Source organism: Tessaracoccus flavus, assembly GCF_001997295.1.
Taxonomy (GTDB): domain Bacteria; phylum Actinomycetota; class Actinomycetes; order Propionibacteriales; family Propionibacteriaceae; genus Arachnia; species Arachnia flava.
Genome location: NZ_CP019605.1, coordinates 1759899 through 1783136, shown reverse-complemented (window position 1 = coordinate 1783136; position 23238 = coordinate 1759899). Strand labels below are relative to the sequence as shown.

General features: G+C 68.4%; 22 protein-coding genes. 18 read left to right on the top strand and 4 right to left on the bottom strand.

The features are described 5' to 3' along the window. The first annotated feature begins 48 nt into the window (after positions 1-48). The 7 genes from RPIT_RS08215 (at position 49) to pheT (ending at position 6552) form a co-directional block, all read left to right on the top strand. On the top strand, positions 49-543 hold the full coding sequence (locus RPIT_RS08215; protein ID WP_077342217.1) for an SseB family protein: 495 nt from the start codon (positions 49-51) through the stop codon (positions 541-543). Positions 544-771: 228 nt separating this feature from the next. Then, on the top strand, positions 772-1458 hold the full coding sequence (gene infC, locus RPIT_RS08210; RefSeq protein WP_093665116.1) for a translation initiation factor IF-3: 687 nt from the start codon (positions 772-774) through the stop codon (positions 1456-1458). Positions 1459-1503: 45 nt separating this feature from the next. Next, positions 1504-1710, top strand: coding sequence for a 50S ribosomal protein L35 (rpmI, locus tag RPIT_RS08205; RefSeq protein ID WP_077342213.1), 207 nt, complete (start codon positions 1504-1506; stop codon positions 1708-1710). A 51-nt stretch (positions 1711-1761) separates the two neighbouring features. Then, positions 1762-2130 carry a 50S ribosomal protein L20 gene (rplT, locus tag RPIT_RS08200; protein WP_077342211.1) on the top strand — a complete coding sequence of 123 codons (369 nt, stop codon included), beginning with the start codon at positions 1762-1764 and terminating at the stop codon, positions 2128-2130. Positions 2131-2141: 11 nt separating this feature from the next. After that, a complete protein-coding gene (locus RPIT_RS08195) occupies positions 2142-2957 on the top strand; it encodes a TrmH family RNA methyltransferase (RefSeq protein WP_226996234.1) in 816 nt (271 codons plus the stop codon). Beyond that, positions 2957-4066, top strand: coding sequence for a phenylalanine--tRNA ligase subunit alpha (gene pheS / locus RPIT_RS08190; RefSeq protein WP_077342209.1), 1110 nt, complete (start codon positions 2957-2959; stop codon positions 4064-4066). Before RPIT_RS08195 ends, pheS begins: the two co-directional genes overlap by 1 nt. Beyond that, on the top strand, positions 4063-6552 hold the full coding sequence (gene pheT / locus RPIT_RS08185) for a phenylalanine--tRNA ligase subunit beta (protein ID WP_077342207.1): 2490 nt from the start codon (positions 4063-4065) through the stop codon (positions 6550-6552). Before pheS ends, pheT begins: the two co-directional genes overlap by 4 nt. Before the next feature lie 417 nt (positions 6553-6969). Here pheT and RPIT_RS08180 read toward each other — a convergent pair whose 3' ends face one another. After that, the gene (locus RPIT_RS08180; protein ID WP_077342205.1) at positions 6970-7557 is read right to left on the bottom strand and encodes a hypothetical protein; all 588 of its coding nucleotides are present in this window, start codon (positions 7555-7557) and stop codon (positions 6970-6972) included. An 89-nt stretch (positions 7558-7646) separates the two neighbouring features. On the opposite strand from RPIT_RS08180, the gene RPIT_RS08175 reads away from it, so the two are divergent. Further along, positions 7647-8192 (top strand): TetR family transcriptional regulator, encoded by a 546-nt coding sequence (locus RPIT_RS08175; protein ID WP_077342203.1) that lies wholly within the window; start codon positions 7647-7649, stop codon positions 8190-8192. Positions 8193-8202: 10 nt separating this feature from the next. After that, positions 8203-9270 (top strand): cytochrome P450, encoded by a 1068-nt coding sequence (locus tag RPIT_RS08170; RefSeq protein ID WP_077342201.1) that lies wholly within the window; start codon positions 8203-8205, stop codon positions 9268-9270. Positions 9271-9279: 9 nt separating this feature from the next. Here the strand turns inward: RPIT_RS08170 and RPIT_RS08165 are convergent, their stop codons facing one another. Beyond that, on the bottom strand, positions 9280-10335 hold the full coding sequence (locus RPIT_RS08165) for a S66 family peptidase (protein WP_077342199.1): 1056 nt from the start codon (positions 10333-10335) through the stop codon (positions 9280-9282). Between the two features lie 36 nt (positions 10336-10371). Between RPIT_RS08165 and RPIT_RS08160 the strand changes: the two genes are divergently transcribed. Continuing rightward, positions 10372-11703 (top strand): MFS transporter, encoded by a 1332-nt coding sequence (locus tag RPIT_RS08160; protein WP_218121665.1) that lies wholly within the window; start codon positions 10372-10374, stop codon positions 11701-11703. On the opposite strand, the gene RPIT_RS08155 is transcribed toward RPIT_RS08160, so the two are convergent. Beyond that, positions 11660-12547, bottom strand: coding sequence for a hypothetical protein (locus RPIT_RS08155; RefSeq protein ID WP_077342197.1), 888 nt, complete (start codon positions 12545-12547; stop codon positions 11660-11662). The two genes, RPIT_RS08160 and RPIT_RS08155, sit on opposite strands and share 44 nt — an antisense overlap. Positions 12548-12644: 97 nt before the next feature. On the opposite strand from RPIT_RS08155, the gene argC reads away from it, so the two are divergent. The 8 genes from argC (at position 12645) to tyrS (ending at position 21746) form a co-directional block, all read left to right on the top strand. Next, complete coding sequence (gene argC / locus RPIT_RS08150; RefSeq protein WP_077342195.1) at positions 12645-13676, top strand: N-acetyl-gamma-glutamyl-phosphate reductase; 1032 nt, start codon at positions 12645-12647, stop codon at positions 13674-13676. A 41-nt stretch (positions 13677-13717) separates the two neighbouring features. After that, positions 13718-14881 (top strand): bifunctional glutamate N-acetyltransferase/amino-acid acetyltransferase ArgJ, encoded by a 1164-nt coding sequence (gene argJ, locus RPIT_RS08145; RefSeq protein WP_077342193.1) that lies wholly within the window; start codon positions 13718-13720, stop codon positions 14879-14881. Continuing rightward, a complete protein-coding gene (gene argB / locus RPIT_RS08140) occupies positions 14882-15784 on the top strand; it encodes an acetylglutamate kinase (RefSeq protein WP_077342191.1) in 903 nt (300 codons plus the stop codon). Further along, entirely contained in the window at positions 15781-16953 is a 1173-nt protein-coding gene (locus RPIT_RS08135; RefSeq protein ID WP_093665112.1) for an acetylornithine transaminase, read from the top strand. The genes argB and RPIT_RS08135 overlap by 4 nt, the downstream gene beginning before the upstream one ends. Further along, on the top strand, positions 16946-17437 hold the full coding sequence (locus RPIT_RS08130) for an arginine repressor (protein WP_218121666.1): 492 nt from the start codon (positions 16946-16948) through the stop codon (positions 17435-17437). Before RPIT_RS08135 ends, RPIT_RS08130 begins: the two co-directional genes overlap by 8 nt. Before the next feature lie 53 nt (positions 17438-17490). Further along, positions 17491-18855 (top strand): argininosuccinate lyase, encoded by a 1365-nt coding sequence (gene argH, locus RPIT_RS08125; protein ID WP_218121667.1) that lies wholly within the window; start codon positions 17491-17493, stop codon positions 18853-18855. Between the two features lie 6 nt (positions 18856-18861). Continuing rightward, complete coding sequence (locus RPIT_RS08120; protein ID WP_077342185.1) at positions 18862-20421, top strand: carboxyl transferase domain-containing protein; 1560 nt, start codon at positions 18862-18864, stop codon at positions 20419-20421. Between the two features lie 74 nt (positions 20422-20495). Beyond that, complete coding sequence (gene tyrS, locus RPIT_RS08115) at positions 20496-21746, top strand: tyrosine--tRNA ligase (protein WP_077342183.1); 1251 nt, start codon at positions 20496-20498, stop codon at positions 21744-21746. A 6-nt stretch (positions 21747-21752) separates the two neighbouring features. Here tyrS and RPIT_RS08110 read toward each other — a convergent pair whose 3' ends face one another. Further along, the gene (locus RPIT_RS08110; protein WP_162274520.1) at positions 21753-22733 is read right to left on the bottom strand and encodes a CapA family protein; all 981 of its coding nucleotides are present in this window, start codon (positions 22731-22733) and stop codon (positions 21753-21755) included. Positions 22734-23238: the final 505 nt, after the last annotated feature.

Genomic DNA, 23238 nt, shown 5'->3' with positions numbered 1-23238 from the left:
GCACACCCGACTGGGAGGGTCGGCTGGCGGCGGGCTAGTCTCGAGCGTATGACTGAGCTCCGATCCCTGGCCCAGCCGAGCGCCCGTTTCGCCGGGGACGACGGCGCGCCGGATCCACTGACGCGGGCGGCCATAGCTCGTGCGGACGACCGGACCGGGTACACGAGGGCGATCGTCGCTCTTTGCTCGAGCCGCCTGCTGCTCCCGATCGTGGCCAGCGGCGACGACACGGATCACCCCGACCCCGACCGCCACGCAGAGATGGCGGCGGTGACGCTGGCCGACGAAGGGTCGGACTACCTTCTGGCTTTCACGGGGTACGACTCGTTGCGGGCCTGGCAGCCCGACGCCCGCCCCGTCCCCTGCCACCTGGACGAACTCTGTGCCACGGTGGAACCTGCAGGTGCCTCGAAGCTCCTCCTCGACGTCGCGGGCCCCGTCCCGTTTGTGATCGAGGGAGATCTCCTTGCGATGCTCGCTCAGGGCCACTCCCTCGTCGAGTTCGACGACGGCGAGTTCGCCTGGGTGACGACGGACTCGTGATCCCTGGGAGGGCGCGATTGGCAGATGCGGGCGTCGTCACGTAGAATCGACAGCCGGTGACAGTTCTGCTGTCCCTCAGCAAGTGGAGTTCCTCCCACCCGAGCCGCCCCAGGTAGCCGGGTCGCCAGATGGTCGCGTTCGTCGCGACCTTTGACGCAAGGGCCTTCCGCATGCGCGGGGGGCCTTAATTGCTGCCGCAACTGGACAACATCTCTCACTGGAGGACCCATCAGCACTGAACCGCGGATCAACGATCGCATCCGAGTACCCGAAGTCCGGCTCGTCGGCCCCAAAGGCGAGCAGGTAGGCATCGTGCGCGTCGAGGACGCCCTGCGTCTGGCGGCGGAGAACGATCTCGATCTCGTCGAGGTGGCGCCCATGGCGCGTCCGCCCGTCGCGAAGCTGATGGACTACGGCAAGTTCAAGTACGAGGCGGCGCAGAAGGTGCGCGACGCCCGCAAGAACCAGTCGAACACGGTCACCAAGGAGATGAAACTCCGCCTCAAGATCGACGCGCACGACTACGAGACGAAGAAGGGCCACGTCGTCCGCTTCCTCAAGGCTGGCGACAAGGTCAAGATCACCATCATGTTCCGCGGCCGCGAGCAGTCGCGCCCGGAATTGGGCATGCAGCTGCTGCAGCGCCTTGCCGAGGATGTCGCTGAATTCGGCTTCGTCGAGGCGGCTCCGAAGCAGGACGGCCGCAACATGCTCATGGTGCTCGGCCCGACGAAGAAGAAGACCGAAGCCAAGGTCGATCAGCAGAGCGACCGCGAGCGCCGCATGGCGGAGCGCGCGCAGAAGCAGCAGGAGGAGAAGGCCGCCGAGGCCGAACTCCGTGCGCAGCACACGACCGTCGCCGCGAAGAAGAAGCGCGGACCGGCCGACAACATGGATCCAGACATCGACCTCTGAGCACCCTCAGAGCGTCAATCCCACAGAGAAGAAAGCGAGCCAACCATGCCGAAGATGAAGTCGCACTCCGGCGCGAAGAAGCGGTTCAAGACGACGGGGACGGGCAAGCTCCTGCGTCGCCAGGCCAACCTCGGCCACCTCAACGAGCACAAGTCGTCGGTGCGTACCCGCCGCCTGTCCAGCCCGGAGTCCGTGGCTCCGGCTGACGCCAAGAAGGTCCGCAAGCTGCTCGGCAAGCACAAGGGCCGCTGAGCCCTCGCCCTCCCCCCACCCCTGAACACCCACTTTCCCTAGGAGTTAGCCATGGCACGCGTTAAGCGTTCTGTGAATGCGATGAAGAAGCGTCGCGAAGTTCTCGAGCAGGCCTCCGGCTACCGCGGTCAGCGGTCCCGCCTGTACCGCAAGGCCAAGGAGCAGCTGCTGCACTCGGCCACCTACTCGTACCGCGATCGTCGCGCCAAGAAGGGCGACTTCCGCAGCCTGTGGATCCAGCGCATCAACGCTGCCGTCCGTGCCGAGGGCATGACCTACAACCGCTTCATCAACGGCCTCAAGAACGCCGGCGTTGAAGTGGACCGCAAGATCCTGGCCGAGCTGGCCGTCAACGACACCGCGGCCTTCAACGCGCTCGTTGCCATCGCCAAGGACAACCAGCCTGCCGCTGCCGCCTGAGAGGCGGGTCAGTGACCACCGAACCGAACGCTGCCCCTGGCCTGCCGGCCTCGGTGCTGCGTTCGGTTCGTCGTTTGACGCAGCGCCGCGGCCGTGACCTGACTGGCATGTTCCTCGCGGAGGGCCGCCAGGCAGTCAGGGAGGCGCTGGGCAGTCCGGGCCGCGTCCAGGAGATCATCGTGGACGACGCCGTACGCCACGCTGATCTTCTCGACGGGCTGGAGCTGCCGGTGTGGCAGGCCGACGAGCATCAGATGCGCCAACTGAGCGATACCGTCACGCCCCAGGGCGTCGTCGCGGTGTGCCGTCAGCTGGACTTCGACTGGGAGTCGCTCGACGGCGCCCGCCTCGTGGTCATCTGCGCGCAGGTGCGCGACCCGGGTAACGCCGGGACAGTCATCCGCTGCGCCGACGCCTTCGGCGCGGACGCGGTCATCCTCACGTCCGGCTCCGTCGAGATCTACAACCCCAAGACCGTCCGCTCAACGGTCGGCAGCATCTTCCACCTGCCCATCCTCACGGGCGTGACTCTCGCGGAGGCGGTGGAGCGGGTCAAGGGCCTGGGCATGACCGTGCTCGCTGCCGACGGCGAGGGCGACCCACTGGACCTGAAGGCCGCGTCCGGCGGCCTGTCGGGCCCGATCGCCTGGATCATGGGCAACGAGGCATGGGGGTTGCCCGCCGACGATGCCCGATTGGCCGACGAGGTTGTCGCCGTGCCAATGTGGGGCCAGGCCGAGAGCCTCAATCTTTCCAGCGCTGCCGCGGTGTGCCTGTACGCCACGGCCTCGGCGCAACGTCGTGAAACAGGCAAGGGGAGTAACTGATGTCCGGGCCCAATGACAACTTCGACCCGAAGCAGGTCGCGGCTCTCGACGCGTCCGCCATCGAACGCTACGTCCACGACGCGCTGGAGGCCATCGCTGCCGCGACCTCGACCGCGGAACTGAAGCGTGCGCGTCATGACCACGCCGGGGACACCTCGCCGTTGGCGCTGGCGAACCGGGAGATCGGCGCCCTTCCGCCTCAGGCGCGCAAAGAGGCAGGCCGACGGGTGGGCGAAGCCCGCGGCACGGTGAGCCGTGCGCTGTCGGAGCGCCAGGATGAAGTGGCCGCTGCCGAGCTCGAGGCGTCGCTGGTGGTCGAGCGGGTCGACATGACGCTGCCTGTCACGCTCCGGCCTCAGGGTGCGCTGCATCCCGTGACCACCCTCATCGACGAGATGATCGACGTGTTCGTCGCCATGGGGTGGGAGGTCGCTGACGGCCCGGAGCTCGAGGCGGAGTGGTACAACTTCGATGCCCTGAACCTCGGTCCGGATCACCCCGCCCGCGCCCTGCAGGACACTCTGTGGGTCGACCCGCCCTCGGGCGGCAAGCTCATGCGCACGCAGACATCGCCCGTCCAGGCGCGGGCGCTCCTCGAGTACGGGGTCCCGCTGTACGTCATCAGCCCCGGAAAGGTCTTCCGCGCTGATGAATACGACGCCACACACCTGCCGGTTTTCCACCAGTTGGAGGGTCTCGTCGTGGACAGGGGCATCTCGATGGCTGACCTCCGCGGCACGCTGGACCACCTCGCGCGCGCCATGTTCGGCGACGTGAGGACGCGGATGAGGCCGCACTACTTCCCGTTCACGGAGCCGTCGGCCGAGGTCGACCTGGAGTGCTTCGTCTGCCACGGCGCCTCCGTCGGCAACCCCGACGCGCCGTGCCGCACGTGCAAGTCCGAGGGATGGATCGAGTGGGGCGGCTGCGGCGTCGTCAACCCGAGGGTGCTGCGCGCCTGCGGCGTCGACCCCGACGTCTACTCCGGTTTCGCCTTCGGCATGGGCGTGGACCGCACGGTCATGTTCCGCACCGGGGCACCCGATCTTCGCGACTTCGTCGAGGGCGATATCCGCTTCAGCCGTTCAATCCTGGGAGGTTCCCGATGAAGGCACCCATCTCGTGGCTGCGCGACCTCGTCGCGCTGCCAGCCGATGTGAGCACTGCGACGATCGCGGAGCAGTTCACGAACCTCGGCCTCACGGTCGAGCACGTCGAGACGATCGCCTCGCCCGTGACCGGGCCACTCATCGTCGGGCGTGTGCTGTCGTTCACCGACGAGCCGCAGAAGAACGGCAAGATCATTCGCTACTGCCGCGTCGATGTGGGCAGCCACAACGATCCGGCCGGCGACGAGTATCCGGCCAGCCGGGGGATCGTCTGCGGCGCCCTCAACTTCGAGGTCGGTGACCTCGTCGTGGTGGCGCTGCCGGGGGCCGTGCTGCCGGGCAACTTCGAGATCTCGGCCCGGAAGACGTACGGGCACATCTCCGACGGAATGATCTGCGCGGAGGACGAGGTGGGGCTCGGCGATGATCACGAGGGGATCATGGTCCTCGCTGCCGACGCCGCGGTGCCGGGCGACGATGCGACGCAGGTCCTGTGGGCTCCCGACGAGGTGCTCGACATTGACGTCACCCCGGACCTCTCCTACTGCCTCTCGATGCGCGGATTGGGACGCGAGGCGGCAATCGCCAACGGCGTGTCGTTCGACGACCCCTACCGTGCGCGCCTCCCGGAGCAGACCGAGGGCGGCCATCGCGTGGAACTGGAGTCGCCGCGCTGCAGCGCGTTCGTGGCGCTCACCATCGAGGGGATCGACCCCGGCGCGCCGTCGCCGGAGTGGATGGTGAACCGACTGCGCGCGTCCGGGGTTCGCTCCATCTCGCTCACGGTCGACGTCACCAACTACGTGATGCTCGAATCCGGCCAGCCGCTGCACGCCTACGACGCCGCCAAGCTGTCCGGTCCCATCCGTGTCCGTCAGGCGGCGGCTGGTGAGACCCTTCGCACTCTCGACGGCCAGGACCGCGACCTGGATGTCGACGATCTGCTCATCACCGACGACTCCGGTCCCATCGGACTGGCGGGGGTCATGGGCGGCGAGACCACCGAAGTTTCGGAATCCACCACGGCGATCGTGCTCGAGGCGGCCCACTTCGATCCGGCGTCGGTCTCGCGCACCTTCCGCCGCCACGGACTCCCGTCCGAGGCCTCCAAGCGGTTTGAGCGCGGCGTCGATCCGCAGCTGCCGTATGCGGCCGCCAAGCGCGCGGCGGATCTGCTGGCCCAGCACGGTCAAGGAGCTGTGACCGCGCTCACCGTGGTCGGTTCGGCGCCTGAGCCACACCGCGTTTCGCTGCGCTCGGGTCTCATCCCGGCCGTGCTCGGCACGGACGTGAGCCAGGACGAGACGGTCCGGCGGCTCAGCGCCAGCGGAATCTCGGTGACATCGCTCGGCGATTCGCTGACACTCGAGGTGCCCAGCTGGCGCGGTGACCTCCGTGATCCGTACGACGTCGTGGAGGAGGTCGGCCGACATATCGGTTACGACCGGATCGGGCTGAAGCTTCCCGTACCGCCCGTCAGCCGCGGACTCAACCCACGCCTGCGCGATCGCCGTGCGGCGCTGCGCGCGGTGGCCGCATTGGGGTTCACAGAGGTGTTGAGCCTGCCGTTCACGTCCGCCGAGGAGGTCGAGCAGCTGCAGGTGCCCGCCACTGATCGCCGACGCGACCTCATCAGGCTGGCCAACCCGCTGGCCGAGACGCACCCGTTCCTCCGCACCACGCTGCTGCCCGGACTGTTCCAGGCGATCTCGCGCAACACGTCGCGCAGCCTCACCGATCTCGCGCTGTTCGAACAGGGCAAGGTCTTCTTCGACGGCGGCCCGACAGTGGCTCCCCGCCCCAGCGTCGATCAGCGACCGACGGACTCCGAGGTCGCCGAGATCGAGGGCGCCATCCCGGCCCAGCCGGAGACGATCGCGGCCGTCGTGACCGGAAACTGGACCCCAGCGGGGTGGCAGGGTGCTGCCGTGCCCGCGGACTGGACGCATGTCGTGGCCTTCGCCGAGGCCTCTGCCGGCGCGGTGGGGATCACGCTGACCCGCCGCAACGCCGAAGCGGCTCCGTGGCATCCGGGGCGGTGTGCCGAGTTGTCGGTCAACGGCATCGCGCTCGGCTACGCCGGAGAGCTGCACCCCGCCGTCATCCGGGCCTTCCGGCTGCCTGAGCGCACGTGCGCTGTCGAGTTCAACCTGGACCTGCTGCTGCTTCACGCGACGCGCGGGGGATCGATCAGCACCCTCTCCGCGTTCCCCTTGGCCAAGGAGGACGTGGCGTTGATCGTCGACGCCGACGTGTCCTCGGCCGACGTCGAGGCCGCGCTCGCGGAGGGCGCGGGCGAGTTGCTGGAGTCGATCTCTCTGTTCGACGTGTACACCGGGGAGCAGGTGGGCGAGGGTAAGAAGTCGCTGGCCTTCGCCCTGCGCTTCAGGGGATCGAAGACGCTCACCGACGCCGAGGCTGCCGAAGCCCGCCAGGCGGCGGTCGCTGTGGCAGTTGAACGATTCGGCGCTGTTCAGCGCGCCTGAGGCGGTCCCCGACGCCGACAGGCTGCGCCGACGCCAACAGGCAGAGCCGAACGCCAACTGACATCGGTACTCGCCGGCGATGCTCAGCGATGCCCCTGATATATCGCAGGTCTCGCTGAGCGCCGTCGGCGTTCCGGGCTGTCCGTTGGCGTTTCCGTGTGCCCGTTGGCGTTTGCGTCTGCGAGTTGGCGTTTCCGTCTACGCGGTGGCGTTTCCGGGTGAGCGTCGGCGTTCGGGTCTCGCTGCTGGTCTTCGGATCGGCGGTGATCGGAAAGTTGCAGGCCGGGCCGCAGAACGCCTCTCGGCGCAGGGCCGCTCGTAGCGGCAAATAGTGGAGCCCGGGGTTACCGCGGCCCGGCAGATTCCGAGTGTAGCGAGATCGGCCAAACCTCCAAATTCCTATCCCTGACGGTGCCGCTAGTGAAGCTGCCCTTCTCGCCAGAGGCGGGCAGAACCACGCAGTTCGTCGGCGATCCCGTCGTAGCCGTTGGCCTGGCGGTGATCGTCGATGTCAGAGCTGCCGAAGGCAAGGACCCGTGCGAACGCTGACGCGCGCTCGAGGGCGTCGGCGAAATCGCCGGTGAAGGCGCCGCGCAGGATGGTCGTGGCGAGATCTGCGACCTGGTCCGGCGTCGGTGCGGATCGGCTACCCGCGATCGCCTGATGAACGCCGCCGTCCACCTCGAGACCGCGACGGAATCGGTACCCGGTGGCCTCCGGGTTCGTCACCACAGCATGCCGGAGCAGGTACAGGCGCCACATCGCCCCCGGCAGGCTGGCGGCTGGCGCTGAGGCCCAGAGTTCCGCGACGTCGTCGACGCCGTTGCGGTCGGCGTAGGCGATGACCCTGTCCACCATGTCCGGATCCTCGGACTCGCGGACCCGGCCCAGCAGCGCCGCCGCCGTGTCGTTGGCGAGGCTGCTCAGTTCGGCCGGGTCACCCGCGCCACGAAGGGATTCGAGCACGTCGGCAGGACGATGGACAGGCTTGTGAAAGTCACGCACCCGACGATCCTACGTGCGCCGAGGCAAGACCGGTCGTCTAGGCTGAGGCCCGTGCCTGACCATCTCCGCCTCCACACGGGGAGTAGCCTATGGCTCTGACCAAGCAGGCCATCGTCGGGGCGGCACTTGCGATCCTGGATGACTACGGCCTCGCCGACCTCACGATGCGCCGTGTTGCGGACTCCCTCGGCGTGCAGGCCGGCGCGCTGTACTACCACGTGCCGAACAAGCAGTCCCTCCTGGCCGCGGTGGCCGACCACATCCTCGCGGAGCGCCCGGCCGTGTCCACCCCCGGTGATCCGGGGGAGACACTCAGGCTCTGGGGCAGGGGGCTGCGCAGTGTGCTGCTGACCCATCGCGATGCGGCCGAGCTAGTGGCCTCGACCCAGGTCCTCGGCCTCGGCGAGGTAGACCCCTGCCTGGAAGGGCGAGAGGCTCTGATCGCCGCGGGATTGCAGCAGCCCGACGCGACGATGGCGGCGCTGCTCCACTTCATCCTGGGCCATGTCACGGGCGAGCAGACGCGGCTCCAGTTGGCCCAGCTCTCCGTGGCCACTGCCCCGGACGAGGCAGCCTCGGAGCGCGATTTCGAGTGGGGCCTGGGCCTGATGATCCGCGGCATCTGCGGTCGTTAGGCTGGAGGTCATGACAGCTCACCGAATCGACGGCCAACTCCGCGTCACCGGGCACGCCGAGGTGCTCAAGGTGGTGGAGGATCCCGCCACCTACTCAAGCAAGGTGTCGCGCTTCCTCCAGGTCCCCAACAACCTTGACGGCGCGGACCACGAGCGCTTCCGCGAGATCCTGGACCCATACTTCAGCGAGCACCGGATGGCCGAGCTTGAGCCGCAGGTGAGAAGTGTCGCCCGTCGGCTGGTGGGCGAGCTACCACGCGGCGAGAGCATCGACGCGGTGCGGGGCTTGGGGATCAGTTTCTCCGTCGACGCGATGTTGGCGTGGCTCGGGTGGTCCCAGGACTTTGAGGGAGAACTCATCGACTGGGTGATCGACAACGCCCGGGCTACCCGGTCGGGGGAGCTGGACCGCACCCGCGAGGTCGCCGAACGGTTCGACGCCATTATCAGGAGGGTCGCAGCACCGCGGCTCGACCGGCTCGACGAGGCACCGCGCGACGTCACAGACGAACTTCTTCGCGAGACGGTCGACGGCCGCGCCCTCACCCACGAGGAGATCGTGTCGATCCTGCGCAACTGGACCGGAGGGGATCTGACGTCGCTCGCGTTGTGCGTCGGCGTCGTCGTGCACCAGATCGCCACGGACCCGGCGATCGAGGCGGACGTCCGTGACAGGGTGGGCGATCCCGCCCGGCTCGACGCCGCCATCGACGAACTCCTGCGGATCGACGACCCGTTCGTCAGCAACCGTCGCCGCGCGACCCGGGACGCGACCGTGGGCGGGTGCCCGGTCCGGGCAGGGGAGAAGCTGACCGTGGAGTGGACCGATGCGAACCGAGATCCAGCCGTGTTCGGTGATCCGGATCGCTACGCGCCCGAACGGAACGCCGCGGCCAACCTGGTCTACGGGGCGGGCCCCCACGTCTGCCCCGGTCGACCGCTCGCCACGCTCGAGTTGCGGGTGTTACTGGAGGAGTTGCTGGCGGGTACGACCGATCTCGCGCCCAGCGAGGAGCCCGGTGTCAGAGCCGAACGTCCCCTGGGCGGGTGGCTGAGCGCTCCCTTCGTCGCGATCTGAGCGTGAGCCCTACAGATAGTCGGCGGTCACCTGGCGCCCCATTCCGTCCACGGTGATCCGGCCTCCGTACGGCACGATCCATTGAGGCCTGGTGTGCCCGAACGGCACGCCGATCACCACCACGGCGTGCGGGCAGTACCGCGACACCACCCGCTCGACGGCGTCGGCCTGCTCAGCGCGGCGCCGGGTACGCGTCTCGTCGTCCGGTTGGTCGTCGAAGCTGGAGACCGGCGGTTGGGCCACCATCACACCGGCCACGTGGCTCAGCAGTCCGCGTTCGCCGAGGGCACGTAGATACCGGTGCACGCGGGTCGCCGACGGTAGTTCCTCGCTGGTCTCGACGAGCAGGATTCCGCCTGCCAGCGCGGATGGGCCGAGTTCGAAGCGTCCGGCGGCAAGGATGTCGACCACAACTTCGAGGCAGCCGCCCCACGTTCGGCCGCTGACCGCGCGACGCGGCCCGAGCCAGACCCAGGGTTCCGTGGGGCGTCGGTCCCCCTCAGCGGTCAGCGCACGCGGATCGGCCCAGTCGTGCCCGAAGTCCTCGGATCGTCCGGGGCGGGTGAGCTCGATGGCGCCGCCCTTCATGAGCGCGGCGAGCAGTGAGCGCGCGTGGATCTCATCGACGTCGGGGCCGGGCCCGAGGTGGACCTGGGTGCTGCCCCCGTAGTAGCTCGCGATGCCCAGGTGCCACAGCCAGTTGTGCAGGTGGGTGTTGTCGGAATACCCCAGGAAGGGCTTCGGGTCGTTCAGCGCCGCGTCCGCGTCGAGGTGGGGCACCACGGTGATGAGGTCGTCGCCGCCGACGACGGCCTGGATGGCGCGGATGGAAGGATCCGCGAAAGCCGCGTTGATGTCGGCCGCCCGTGCTTCGGGAGACGGGTTGTGCGCCCGCGTCGTGGGGAACTCGACCGGCTCGAGCCCAGTGACCTCTCTCAGCCTCCGTAGTGCCTGCTCGTGGACGGCCGGATAGGCGGCTGGCGCGGCGAAAGACGTCGACAGCACGGCGATCCTGTCGCCCGGTCGTGCTTTCGGGGGTGCTGCGGGACGGTGCGGGCTTGCCATCTGCCTGATGCTAGCCCGGCGGCATAGGGTTGTCCGGTGAAGTCGCGAGCGGTCCTGAGGTCTCTGGTCGGGCCCGTCTACGCCCCGACCCTGGCCCAGTCGATGGGGATGATGGCCACGATGCCCGTCATTCCGCTGATCGCGCTGTCACTGGGTTTCTCGGTTCCCGCCGCCGCTGCACTGACGATGATCTCCGGCGTGGTGGGAGTGCTCGGACCCATCCCGCTGGGGCTGGCGATGACGATAGTGGGGGAGCGGCGGGCGATGATCGCCACCGGTTCAGTGGTCACGCTGACGCAGACGGGGGCGTTCCTGATCGCCCGCGACGGCGTCGCCGATGGACCCACGCTCGGCCACCAGCTCGGCTTCGTCGCGACGCTGCTGGTCTCCTCGGTGGCGCGGGAGGTCTGGGTGATCGGCCGCCAGGCTTACCTTGGCGCCGCGCTGCCGCCCGAGCTCCGCGCCCGAGGGATGAGCACGTTCGGCGGGATGATGCGGATCGGGCAGGTGCTGGGCCCGCTCCTGGGTGCGGGCATCATCGCTCTGGGGGGCGAGGCGTGGGTCCTGGCCCTCGATGCTGCCGCCATGGCGGTGGCGACGGTGCTCGTCGCTGTGTGGATGGTCCCAGGCGAGGCCCGAAAGAACCGGCGTCAGGTGCCGGGCGGTCTGGCGCGGCTGCCGGTCGAGCACTCGCCCCACGATCCACGCCGAACGGCCGGGGTCACGATGATCATGGTCGGTCTCGCTATCGTCCCGCTCGTCATGGCGCGGGTGGGTCGACCCCTGATCGTCCCGCTGCTGGGCGCGATGCTCGGCCTGGCCGGCGACGAGATCTCGCTCATCTTCGCCGTCGCCGCGGTCGTCGAGATCGCGATGTTCGTCCCGGCGGGCTCGCTCATGGACCGCTACGGGCGCACGGCCGTCATCGTGCCGTGCCTCTTCTTCAGCGGCGCGGGGTACGGTCTGCTCGTCCTCCTCACCGCCACGCTGGCCGGCGGGTCCCGGTCTGGAGCGCTGATTGCGCTCACCGCGTCGGCCGCGCTCATTGCCTTCGGCAACGGGTTCGGGGCAGGTGCGTTGATGACGCTGGGCATTGACCTCTCCCCGGAAGCCAACCGGACCCGGCATCTGGCGCGGTGGAACACCATCACCGGGTCGGGTCGGCTGCTCACCCCCGCGCTCGTGTCACTGGTCACGCTCGCCTGGCCGATCACCGCCGCCGGCGCTGTCATCGGGGCGCTGTGTTGGGCGGGGGCGCTGTGGGCGGTCCACCTGCTTCCCCAGGTGACGCCGACGCCGCCACATGGCGTCTTCTCCGATGGGTTCAGGACCGATCGCGGCGGGCGCTGGCGACGATCAGGCCGATGACGCCCAGCGCGAACGCCGCGAATCCGACGTAGTAGGCCGTGGAGATCCACGCGGAGATCGACGCGGTGGAACCGGTGATGATGCGTGCCTGGAGGGAACTCGCGATGGAGTCGGCGACGGGCACCCGGACGAACTCGAGTGCGCGGGCGGCGAGGAACAGCGCTGCCGGTCCTGCCGCCGTCGCCATCAGCCAGGCCCACCACCTCCCCCGGCGCGATCCGATCACCAGGCCGAGCACCGCCAGCACCAGTGCCCCCGCGTAGTAGATCCGCCAGTTGCCAGCGAGACCCAGTGCGTCGGCGGCAACCTGCGCCTCCCCGGCGTCGGGACGGCCCAACGGCACCGCCACCGTGTCGGGTACACCCACCAGTGCCAGCTGGGCCCGGACCGGTTCGGTCGCCGCGGCCTCCGCCCGCTGCTGCGCGAGCGCGATGAACGGGGAGAGCTCAAACCAGACAGTCGGGGCGTCAGCGCCGTCGCGGCGGACGGCGTCTAGAGACCCAACCAGCCCCGCCCGGGTCAGATCGAGGGAGGAACGCCACGCGCGCTGGGCCTCGTCGCTGGTGAGCGCATCATCGAGCGCACGTGTGATGAGGCCGTCCACCTGCGCGCCCAGTTCGGGTGCGGCGGACAGATCAGGAAGCTGCGCGAGCACCGCCGATCGTAGTTCAGCCTTGATGGCACGGGCGATCTGGCCGTCAGGCTCCAGCGGCCCGACGATGTCCGCCAAGGGCCCAGGGGTACGAGCCACCCTGTCCACCCAGTGCGACCCGAGCCCCAGCAGAGACAGCGACATCGCCGCCAGGAGCACGATCAGGGACAGGATCGAACGCGCAACGCTCATCAACGAACCTCCATCAACTGCCGCAACGATATAGGGATCGAACGAGCCCGTCGGACCCAAATTGAATACATATTGATTATCTGGAATAGTTTCGCATATGACGTACACAGTGGCCGTAGCCGGATGCACCGGCTACGCGGGCGGGGAGCTGCTCCGGCTGCTTCTGCAGCACCCGCAAGTCCAGATCGGCGCGCTGACCGGGAATTCGAGTGTGGGGGACCGCTTGGGCGACCACCAGCCGCATCTGCACCCGCTCGCGAACCGCACCGTCGAGGCGACCACCGCGGACGTGCTGAGCGGCCACGACGTGGTCTTCCTCGCCCTTCCCCACGGTGCGTCGGCGGCCATTGCCGCGCAACTCGACGACGAGGTACTGGTCGTCGACGCAGGGGCGGATTTCCGGCTGCGGGACGCTGAGGAGTGGGAGAAGTTCTACGGGTCTCCACACGCGGGTACCTGGCCGTACGGCCTTCCGGAGCTTCCCGGGGCCAGGGAAGCGTTGGGCACGGCGCGACGCATCGCGGTACCCGGCTGCTACCCGACGGCGGCGACGTTGGCGCTGCTCCCGGCAGTCGCCGGCGACCTCGTGGACGCCACGCAGATCGTGATCGTTGCAGCCTCGGGCACCTCCGGTGCCGGCAAGTCGCTGAAGCCACACCTGCTCGGGGCCGAGTCCATGGGAAACATGAGCCCCTACGGAGTCGGGGGCGTGCATCGGCACACCCCCGAGATCGTGCAGAACCTCGCCTCGGTGACCGACCAATCGGTGCGCGTCAGCTTCACACCGCTCCTGGCCCCTATGCCGCGCGGCATCCTGGCCACGTGTTCGGCTCCCATCCGGGACGGCGTCGATGCTGCCGCGGCGCGCGCGGCCTACGTCGAGTTCTACGAGGGGGAGCCCTTCGTGGACGTGCTGCGCGAGGGTGTGTGGCCGCAGACGGCCGCGGTCGTCGGCTCCAATCGGGTGGCGGTACAGGTGACGGTGGACGCGGCTGCGGGTCGCCTCATCGCCATCGCAGCGGAGGACAACCTCACGAAGGGCACTGCGGGAGGGGCCATCCAGTCGATGAACCTGGCGCTCGGTCTGTCGGAGACCCTGGGGCTGTCGACGGTCGGAGTGGCACCATGAGCCCTGTGAACAGTCAGCCCACGCCAGGAACGAGTGCCCCCATGACCGAACGCAGCGGTGTGACGCTACCGGCCGGCTTCGTCGCCTCGGGGGTCACCGCTGGCCTCAAGAGCAGCGGCAAGCCGGACGTCGCGCTTGTCGTCAACGAGGGGCCGAGGATGGCCGCGGCGGCCGTCTTCACGAGCAACCGGGTCTTTGCGGCCCCCGTCAAGTGGTCGCGTCAGGCTGTGGCGGACGGTCAGCTCCAGGCGGTCGTGCTGAACTCGGGCGGGGCCAACGCCTGCACCGGGCCGGAGGGGTTCGCGGACTCGGCGGCCACCGCGTCGCGCGTGGCAGACAACCTTGGTCTCATCACCGACAACGTCGCGGTGTGCTCCACCGGGCTGATCGGCATCCGGCTGCCGATGGACCGGCTCCTGGGTGGCGTCGACGCTGCGTCCAACGCGCTGAGCCCCGACGGCGGGGCGCTGGCGGCCGAGGCGATCATGACCACCGACAGCGTGCCCAAGCAGGCCGGATCGTCGGGCGACGGTTGGGCGATCGGGGGCATGGCCAAGGGGGCGGGCATGCTCGCGCCCGGCCTGGCCACCATGCTGGTGGTGCTGACCACCGACGCGGATCTGGCCGCCGAAGAGCTGGACACCGCGCTGAGGGAGGCAACCCGCGTGAGCTTCGATCGCGCCGACGCGGACGGCTGCATGTCGACCAACGACACCGTCATCCTCATGGCCAGCGGTGCGAGTGGGCAGAGCCCGACCCCGGACGAGTTCACGCAATCGCTGACGTTGGTCTGTCAGGACCTGGCGAGGCAGCTCATCGCCGACGCGGAGGGGGCGCATCACGAGATCGCCATCGACGTCGTCGGTGCTGCGAGCGAACGGGACGCGGAGGTAGTGGGGCGTGAGATTGCCCGGTCCAACCTCTTCAAGTGCGCGATCTTCGGCGGCGATCCCAACTGGGGCCGCGTGCTGTCGGCGATCGGCGTGACCGACGCGAAGTTCGATCCCGACGCGCTCGACGTGTCTTTCAACTCGGTGATGGTCTGCAGGGGTGGACAGATCGGGGAGGACCGCAGCCTCGTGGACCTGTCGGGCCGCTCCGTGACGGTGACCGTCGACCTGCACGCCGGTGACTCGACAGCCACCATCCTTACCAACGACCTCACGTATGACTACGTGCGGGAGAACGCGGAGTACTCGACGTAAATGACCAGCAGGAAACGCTCACCGCAGCAACCCGAGCTCATCGCCAAGGCAAACACCCTCATCGAGGCGTTGCCGTGGTTGGCGGAGTACGCGGGCGAGACCGTCGTCATCAAGTACGGCGGCAACGCCATGACCGACGATGCGCTCAAACGGGCCTTCGCCGAAGACATCGTGTTCCTCCGGCGAGTCGGACTCAAGCCCGTGGTCGTCCACGGCGGCGGTCCCCAGATCTCCTCGATGCTCCGCAAGCTGGACATCGACTCCGAGTTCCGGGGCGGGCTGCGGGTCACCACCCCGGAGGCCATGGACGTGGTGCGGATGGTGCTGGTCGGCCAGGTGGGCCGCGAACTGGTCAACCTCATCAACCAACACGGACCGTTCGCCGTCGGGATGTCAGGGGAGGACGGGGGTCTGTTCACGGCGAAGCGGCGAGGGCTGATGGTCGACGATGAGGAGATCGACCTCGGGCTCGTCGGCGACGTCAAGGCGGTCGACCCCAGCTCACTCAACGATCTCATCGACGCCGGGCGCATCCCTGTGGTCGCCACGGTCGCGCCCGATCGGGACGGCCAGGTCCACAACGTCAACGGCGACACCGCCGCCGCGGCACTCGCCGTCGCCTTGGGTGCGAAGCGTCTGGTCATGCTCACCAACGTGGCGGGCGTCTACGAGAACTACCCCGACGAGGACTCGATCCTCACCCAGGTCACAGCCGACGACGTGCGCGCCATGCTGCCAACCCTGGACGCCGGCATGATCCCGAAGATGGAGGCGTGCCTCAGGGCGGTGGAGGGCGGAGTCACCTCCGCGACCGTCATCGACGGACGGGTGCCGCACTGCCTTCTCCTGGAGATTTTCACAGACGAAGGTATCGGCACCATGGTGATCAAGGGGGAGCGGTGACGCAGGAAGAGCTGACGGCACGGTACGGGGCCGTCATGATGAACGCGTTCGGTAGCCCGAAGCGGGTCTTCGAGCGCGGCGAGGGCGTACATCTGTTCGACGCCGACGGCAACAGGTACCTCGATCTGCTGTCGGGACTGGCGGTCAACGCGCTGGGCCACGCCCATCCGGGCGTCACCCGCGCTGTGTCCGAGCAACTCGGCCGGCTCGGCCACGTGTCCAACTTCTTCGCCAGCGAGCAGCAGATCAGGCTTGCCGAGCGGCTCTCGGCGCTCACCGGGGCGGAGCGGACGCGGGTGTTTTTCACCAACTCTGGAGCGGAGGCCAACGAGGCGGCGTTCAAGCTCACCCGGCTGACCGGTCGCACCAAGGTCATCGCTATGGAGGGGTCCTTCCACGGCCGGACCATGGGTGCCTTGGCGCTCACCCACACCGCGAAGTACCGCGAGCCGTTCGAGCCGCTCCCTGGGGGCGTCGTCTTTGTGCCGTTCGGGGACACGGAGGCGCTCCGGGCGCACGCTGACGACCAGACCGCCGCGATCCTCGTCGAGACGGTTCAAGGCGAGAACGGCGTCGTTCCAGCACCGGATGGGTTTCTGCGGGACGCGCGGGAGATCGCCGACCGGGTCGGGGCGCTGCTGTGGATCGACGAGGTTCAGACAGGGCTGGGACGCTGTGGCGAATGGCTGGCCCACCGTCATGACGGCGTGGTCGCTGACCTCGTGACTCTGGCCAAGGGGCTGGGCAACGGGTTCCCTGTGGGCGCGTGCCTCGCCTCCGGTCCGGCCGTGGACCTACTGCAGCCGGGACAGCACGGCACAACGTTCGGCGGCAACCCCGTCGCGGCCGCGGCCGGCAATGCCGTGCTCGACGCCCTCGAGTCCGGAGTGCTCGACAGCGCCCGGAACACCGGCCGGTGGCTGCGCGAGGCTGTCGCCGCCCTGGCGCATCCTCTGATCGACCACGTGAGAGGACGGGGGATGCTGCTCGGAGTGGTGCTGAAGGCCGATGTGGCACCGCAGATCGCGGACGCCGCACTGACTGCAGGATTCGTCATCAACGCACCCCGGCCCGACGTCATCCGGCTGGCCCCGCCGCTCATTTCCACACCGGAGGACCTGAGCGGTTTCGTCGAGGCGCTCGGGTCGCTGCTCGATGCACATGTCTGAGGTCAGCCGGGCAGGCCGCCATGCCACGCTCAGACGGCTGCTGGTCGAGGCGCGTTTCGCGTCCCAGGCCGAGCTCATCGAGGCTCTCGCGGGGGAGGGCATCACGGTGAGCCAGCCGACGCTGTCGAAGGACCTCCTGGAACTGGGGGCGGTGCGCGAGCGATCCGCCGACGGTGTCCTGGTGTACGCGGCGCCGCAGGGCGACGCCGGCGGTGCGGCGCTCGACAAGCTCGCCCGCCTCTGCTCAGAACTGCTCCAGTCGATCCGACATGCGGGCACCCAGATCCTGGTGCGCACCCCCCCGGGGGCCGCCCAGTACTTCGCCTCCTATCTCGATCTCGCCAGCCTCAGGGGCGTCTTGGGTACGATCGCGGGAGACGACACGGTGCTGGTCATTGCTATCGATGAGCAGTCGGCCGAATCCCTCGTCGGAGCGATCTCGGAGATGACCAAGACCGGACGACCAGCAAAGGAACTATCGTGAACGACTCGGGACGACTGTGGGGCGGACGCTTCGAGGGAGGCCCGAGCGAGGCGATGTTCGCGCTGTCCAAGTCGACGCAATTCGACTGGCGGCTGGCGCTCCACGACATCCGCGGCTCCCGCGCCCACGCCAAAGCTCTGCTGCAGGCGGGTCTGCTCACGGCAGAGCAGGCCACCGCGATGGACGACGGATTGGCCGAGCTCGCGCGTCGTGTCCAGGAAGGGGAGTTCCTCCCCGCCGAATCGGACGAGGACGTCCACGGTGCTCTCGAGCGGGGACTCAAGGAGATTGTCGGACCGGTCCTGGGTGGCAGGATCCGCGCCGGCCGCTCACGCAACGACCAGATCGCCACGCTCATCAGGAGCTATCTGCGCGAAGAGATCCGCAATGTGGCCAGCGACCTCGTGGGGGTCATTGACGCTCTCGCGTCGCAGGCCGAGCGTCACCCCGGCGCGGTCATGCCGGGCCGCACACACCTGCAGTCGGCCCAGCCGATCCTCCTGGGGCACCACCTCCTTGCCCACGCCTGGCCCTTGGTGCGCGACATCGAGCGGTTGCGTGATCTGGACAAGAGGTTGGCTGTCAGTCCCTACGGCTCAGCGGCTCTGGCGGGCACGTCGCTCGGACTGGATCCAGAACTCGTCGCAGCGGAGCTGGGGTTCGAGTCCTCCGTGCCCAACTCCATCGACGGCACGGCCGCGCGGGATCTCATCGCTGAGGCGGCGTTCGTGCTGGCCCAGATCGGGGTGGATCTGTCGCGTCTCAGCGAGGACGTCATCATCTGGTGCACCGCTGAGTTCGGCTTCGCCACGCTGGACGACGCCTGGTCGACGGGCAGTTCGATCATGCCGCAGAAGAAGAACCCCGACGTCGCCGAGCTGGCCCGAGGCAAGGCGGGTCGACTCATCGGCAATCTCGCCGGGCTTCTGGCCACGCTCAAGGGGCTCCCGCTCGCCTACAACAGGGACCTGCAGGAGGACAAGGAGCCGATCTTCGACGGCATCGATCAGCTGCGCGTCCTCGTTCCCGCGGTAGCAGGCATGGTGGGCACGCTCACCTTCCACGAAGAGCGAATGGCCGAGGTTGCGCCGCGGGGGTTCTCGCTGGCGACGGACGTTGCCGACTACCTTGTGCGCTCCAACGTGCCGTTCTCAGTTGCGCACGAGGTCGCCGGGGAGACGGTGCGGTACTGCGAGGCCAGAGGAATCACCCTCCAGGAGCTCACCGTCGACGATGTGACGTCGATCTCCGATCACCTCGACGAGGGCGTCCTCGAGGTGTTGACGGTCGAGGGCTCCGTGGCGTCGAGAGACGGGCGTGGGGGTACCGCGCCCGTGCGGGTGGCCGAGCAGATCCAGGAGCTCCGAGCCGCGCGGGGGGACCTCGCGTCATGGGCCCAGAACTCTCTGGCTCGGTGAGTTGCCGTGCCGCGTCCGGGCGTCGACGAACTCGTCGCCACCATCCTTGACCCGGGATCCATCGAGCCGTGGCATTTCGACGTCCCGGATTCGAGCGTCGTCCAGCCGTACCGCGCGGAGCTTGAAGAGGCCCGCAAGGCCACCGGTCGCCGGGAATCGGTGATCGCCTGCTGCGGCACCGTCAACGGTCGCCGCGTGGCCGTCATCGCCGGGGACCCGGCCTTCCTCGGGGGGTCCATCGGCGTTTCCGCGGGTGAGCGACTCACCCGGGCCATCGAGCGCGCGACCGCTGAGCGGCTGCCACTGATCGCCTTGCCCGTGGGCGGCGGCACCCGGATGCAGGAAGGGACGGTGGCGTTCCTCCAGATGGTGAAGATTGCCGGGGCCGTCATGGCGCACAAGGAGGAGCGCCTGCCCTACCTCGTCTACCTTCGACATCCCACCATGGGCGGTGTCTTCGCCTCGTGGGGATCCCTCGGCCACGTCACTCTGGCGGAGCCGGGAGCGCTCGTGGGCTTCCTCGGCCCGCGCGTGTATGAGGCCCTCTACGGGGAGCGGTTCCCCGAGGGGGTGCAGCTGTCCGACAATCTGGCCGAACGCGGCGTCATCGACGCCGTCTGCGAACCCGAGGAGCTGTCCAGCTACCTGGACCGTCTCCTGAACGTCGTGGCCGAACGCCCTGTCGTCGGTACGGCGGGTCCCGCGGCCACTCCTCGCCTTCCCGACGTGCCCGCCTGGGAGTCGGTGCTGCGCACACGACTGCCGGACAGGCCGGGGCTTCGCGAGCTTTTGCAGCACGCAGCGCGGGACGTCACGATGCTCAACGGGACCGGCGACGGCGAGTCCCATCCCGGTTCTGTGCTGGCGTTGGCCAGATGGGGCGACGCTCCATGCGTCGTGGTCGGGCAGGACCGTCACGATCAGGGCCGCCCCTTGGACCCTGCTGCGCTCCGTGAGGTGCGGCGTGGCATCCGCCTCGCCCGAGAACTCAACCTCCCGCTGCTCAGCGTCATCGACACCCCTGGGGCGGCGCTGAGCAAGGAGGCGGAGGAGCGCGGTCTGGCGTCCGAGATCGCCCGCACGCTCAGCGAGCTCATCACGCTGCCGACGGCGACCGTGAGCCTCCTCATGGGGCAGGGGACCGGCGGCATCGCGCTCGCCCTCACGCCGGCCGATGTCGTCGTGGCCAGTCAGCACGCCTGGCTCGCGCCGCTCCCCCCGGAGGGTGCCTCCGCGATCGTCCACCGGACGGTGGACCGTGCGCCCGAGATGGCTACCGCGCAGGGCATTCGGGCAGCCGACCTGCTCCGTGCGGGGATCGTCGATCGGGTCGTGCTGGAGCCCGAGGATCCGGGGGCGGAGCGGCGGCAATTCTGTCGCTCGCTTGGACTTGCGCTCCACGACGAGATCCAGCGCGTCGTCTCAATGGATGACGCCGAACGACGCGAGCGACGCCGCCTCCGGTTCCGAACTCTGGGGCTAAGCCTGGATCCACCGATTGGTCGCGCAGCGAGCGGCACCCGGTGGGTGCACCGGGAAGAGCTACCGGGCGTACCTGGAGCGTGATCGGCGAGGCCGGTGTGCCTGCATGGGGTTGCGTAGCAGCGGGGAATCGGTGGATCCAGGCTAGGCTAACCGGCGTGAATGCACTTCTTGACGACCTCCGTTGGCGCGGGCTGATCGCCCATTCGACCGACCCGGATGCGCTGGCCGCGCACCTGGACGCCGGATCCGTCAAGTTCTATATCGGTTTCGATCCGACGGCGAGGAGCGTGCACACGGGCAACCTGGTCCAGGCTCTTCTGGCGAGGCGACTGCAGGAGGCAGGACATCAGCCGTTCATGCTGGTGGGTGGAGCCACGGGGCTGATCGGCGACCCGAAGGAGTCCGGGGAGCGGGTGATGAACTCCGCTGACGTGGTTGCCGAATGGGTGGAGCGCATCCGTGCGCAGGTGGGGCGCTACGTGAGCTTCGAGGGCGCGAACGCGGCGACGATGGTGAACAACTACGACTGGACGAGCACGATGTCGGTGCTGGACTTCCTGCGCGACGTCGGAAAACACTTCCCGGTCAACCGCATGTTGGCCCGCGACGTGGTCGCGCGGCGCCTGGAGGCAGGCATCTCCTACACGGAGTTCTCCTACGTACTGCTGCAGTCGATGGACTTCCGGGAGCTGTACCGGCGCCACGGAGTGACGATGCAGACCGGTGGTTCCGACCAGTGGGGCAACATCACCGCCGGAGTGGAGCTCATCCGACGCTCGGACCAGGGCAAGGCACACGCCATGGCCACACCGCTCCTCACGAAGGCGGACGGCACCAAGTTCGGCAAGACCGAGTCCGGCACAGTATGGCTCGACCCTGACCTCACCAGTCCCTATGCGTTCCACCAGTTCTTCCTGAACGCCGAGGACGCGAAGGTGATCGACTACCTGAAGGTGTTCTCGTTCCGCACCCGGGAGGAGATCGAAGAGCTTGAGAAGGCCACGATCGAGGCGCCCTTCCGCAGAGAGGCTCAACGTGCGCTGGCCGATGACGTGACCGACATCGTGCACGGCGTCGACGAGCGTAGGGGTGCCGTCGCTGCGGCTGCCGCATTGTTCGGGCGGGGGGAACTCGGGGAACTTGATGCCCCTACCCTGGAACGGGTGCTCCGCGAGGTAGGAGGACGCAAGGTGGAGCCGGGCCTGGGGGTCGTCGAGGCGATGGTCGAGGCCGGGCTCGTGGAATCCAAGGGCGCCGCACGCCGGGCGATCAGCGAGGGCGGCGCGTACCTCAACAATGACAAGGTCACCGATCCAGAGTTGCAGCTCAACCCGGAACTGCTCCTGCACGGCCGGTTCGCCGTGCTGCGACGGGGACGCAAGACGGTGGGCGGCGTCTACCTCTGATCGCCCCTACTCCCGTTCGGTGAGTCCTGCGGGGCCCAGCGACAACACGGTTGCACGTGTCCGCGCGGCCGACGCGGCGAGTTGATCGGCCGGCGCGGAGCCGTCGCGCAAGGCATCAGCGATGACCAGGACCCGCGCCGGCTTGCCCGACTTCAACGGGGTGATGAAGGTGGGGATGAACTCGGCCGAACCTGAGGCGAATGACCCATCGGTTTGCTCGGTGAACACGATCTCGGCCAGGTAGCCGTCGTACGTGCGTGGCTTGGCGGGACCGCTGGCGGCGATGAGGTTCCCCGTCCCGTACACGACCCATTTGTCATTGACGCGGTCGATCGGCTGCGGCACGTGGGCGTGCTGGCCGAACACAAAATCGACGGCCGGGGACCGGGTCACCTCCTCAGCGAATGTGCGCTGCTGCTGGTTGACCTCGCTGGAGTACTCGTCGCCCGCGTGCATGTGGACTCCGACGATGTCCGCCCCGCCCTCGCGGGCGCGCTCCGCATCGGCGATGGCCTTGGAGGAATCCATCAGATCCACGGACCAGCCCTTCCCCTCTGGCTCTGCTATTCCGTTGAGGCCGTACGTCTGGCTCACGATCGCGATCTTCACCCCACTTCCCGTGGTGAAGATGATCGGCTCGGTGGCCTCCGCCTCTGTCCGGTATGTCCCAGCGGTCAGGATGCCGGCGCTCTCGTGCACGTCGATGGTGTGGACGAGCCCATCCCACCCCTGATCCAGCGAGTGGTTGGACGCTGTGGTGCAGAGGTCCCAGCCCACTTCGCTGATGGCGGTCGCGGCGTGGGGCGGGGCGGCGAACAAGGGATAGTTCTGGAACGGGCCCTCCTCCTGCGCGAACGGGACCTCGGAATGGCACACCGCGAGGTCTGCAGCCTCAACGTGGGGACGCAGCGCCTCCAGTTGGGGTAGGAAGTCGAACTGCGACCCGGTCCCGGTGGTCCGGGCATCGATGGCCGCGCTGGTCCACAACGTGTTGTGCCAGAGCAGGTCACCGCTGACGTTGACGGTGGCGCTCCGCGGTGCGGGAGTGGGGGAGGGGGCCGGCTCCTGAGTTGACGAGCTGGGGGAAGTGGACTGTATCGACGGGCGAGGCCCTGGGGCCGATGGATGCGAAGTCGTGACCGGTGCGCATCCAGCCACAAGAACGCTGCAGGCCGCCACCACGCGACGCATCACGCTCATCGTGCACCTCCCTCACAGGGCTCAGCCCCCAGCCTAACCGCGTTCGGGGCCCGGGTCGGGAGGTGGATACGCCCCGATTTGCGTGCCTCCACGGGGATGTGTATTGTTCCTCAAGCTTCGACGGTGCACCGGACGAATCAGGACGGACCCGAAGCCACCACCCACCACCCACGACACGGGCGAACTTGCGTTCAGACGGAACCGGTTCAAGGCCTGTGGCGAGAGTGCGACCTCAGCCAGGCCTCTGGGCCTGGAGACGGGGATAGGGGGGTGAAAATGCCCACTTCGGTGG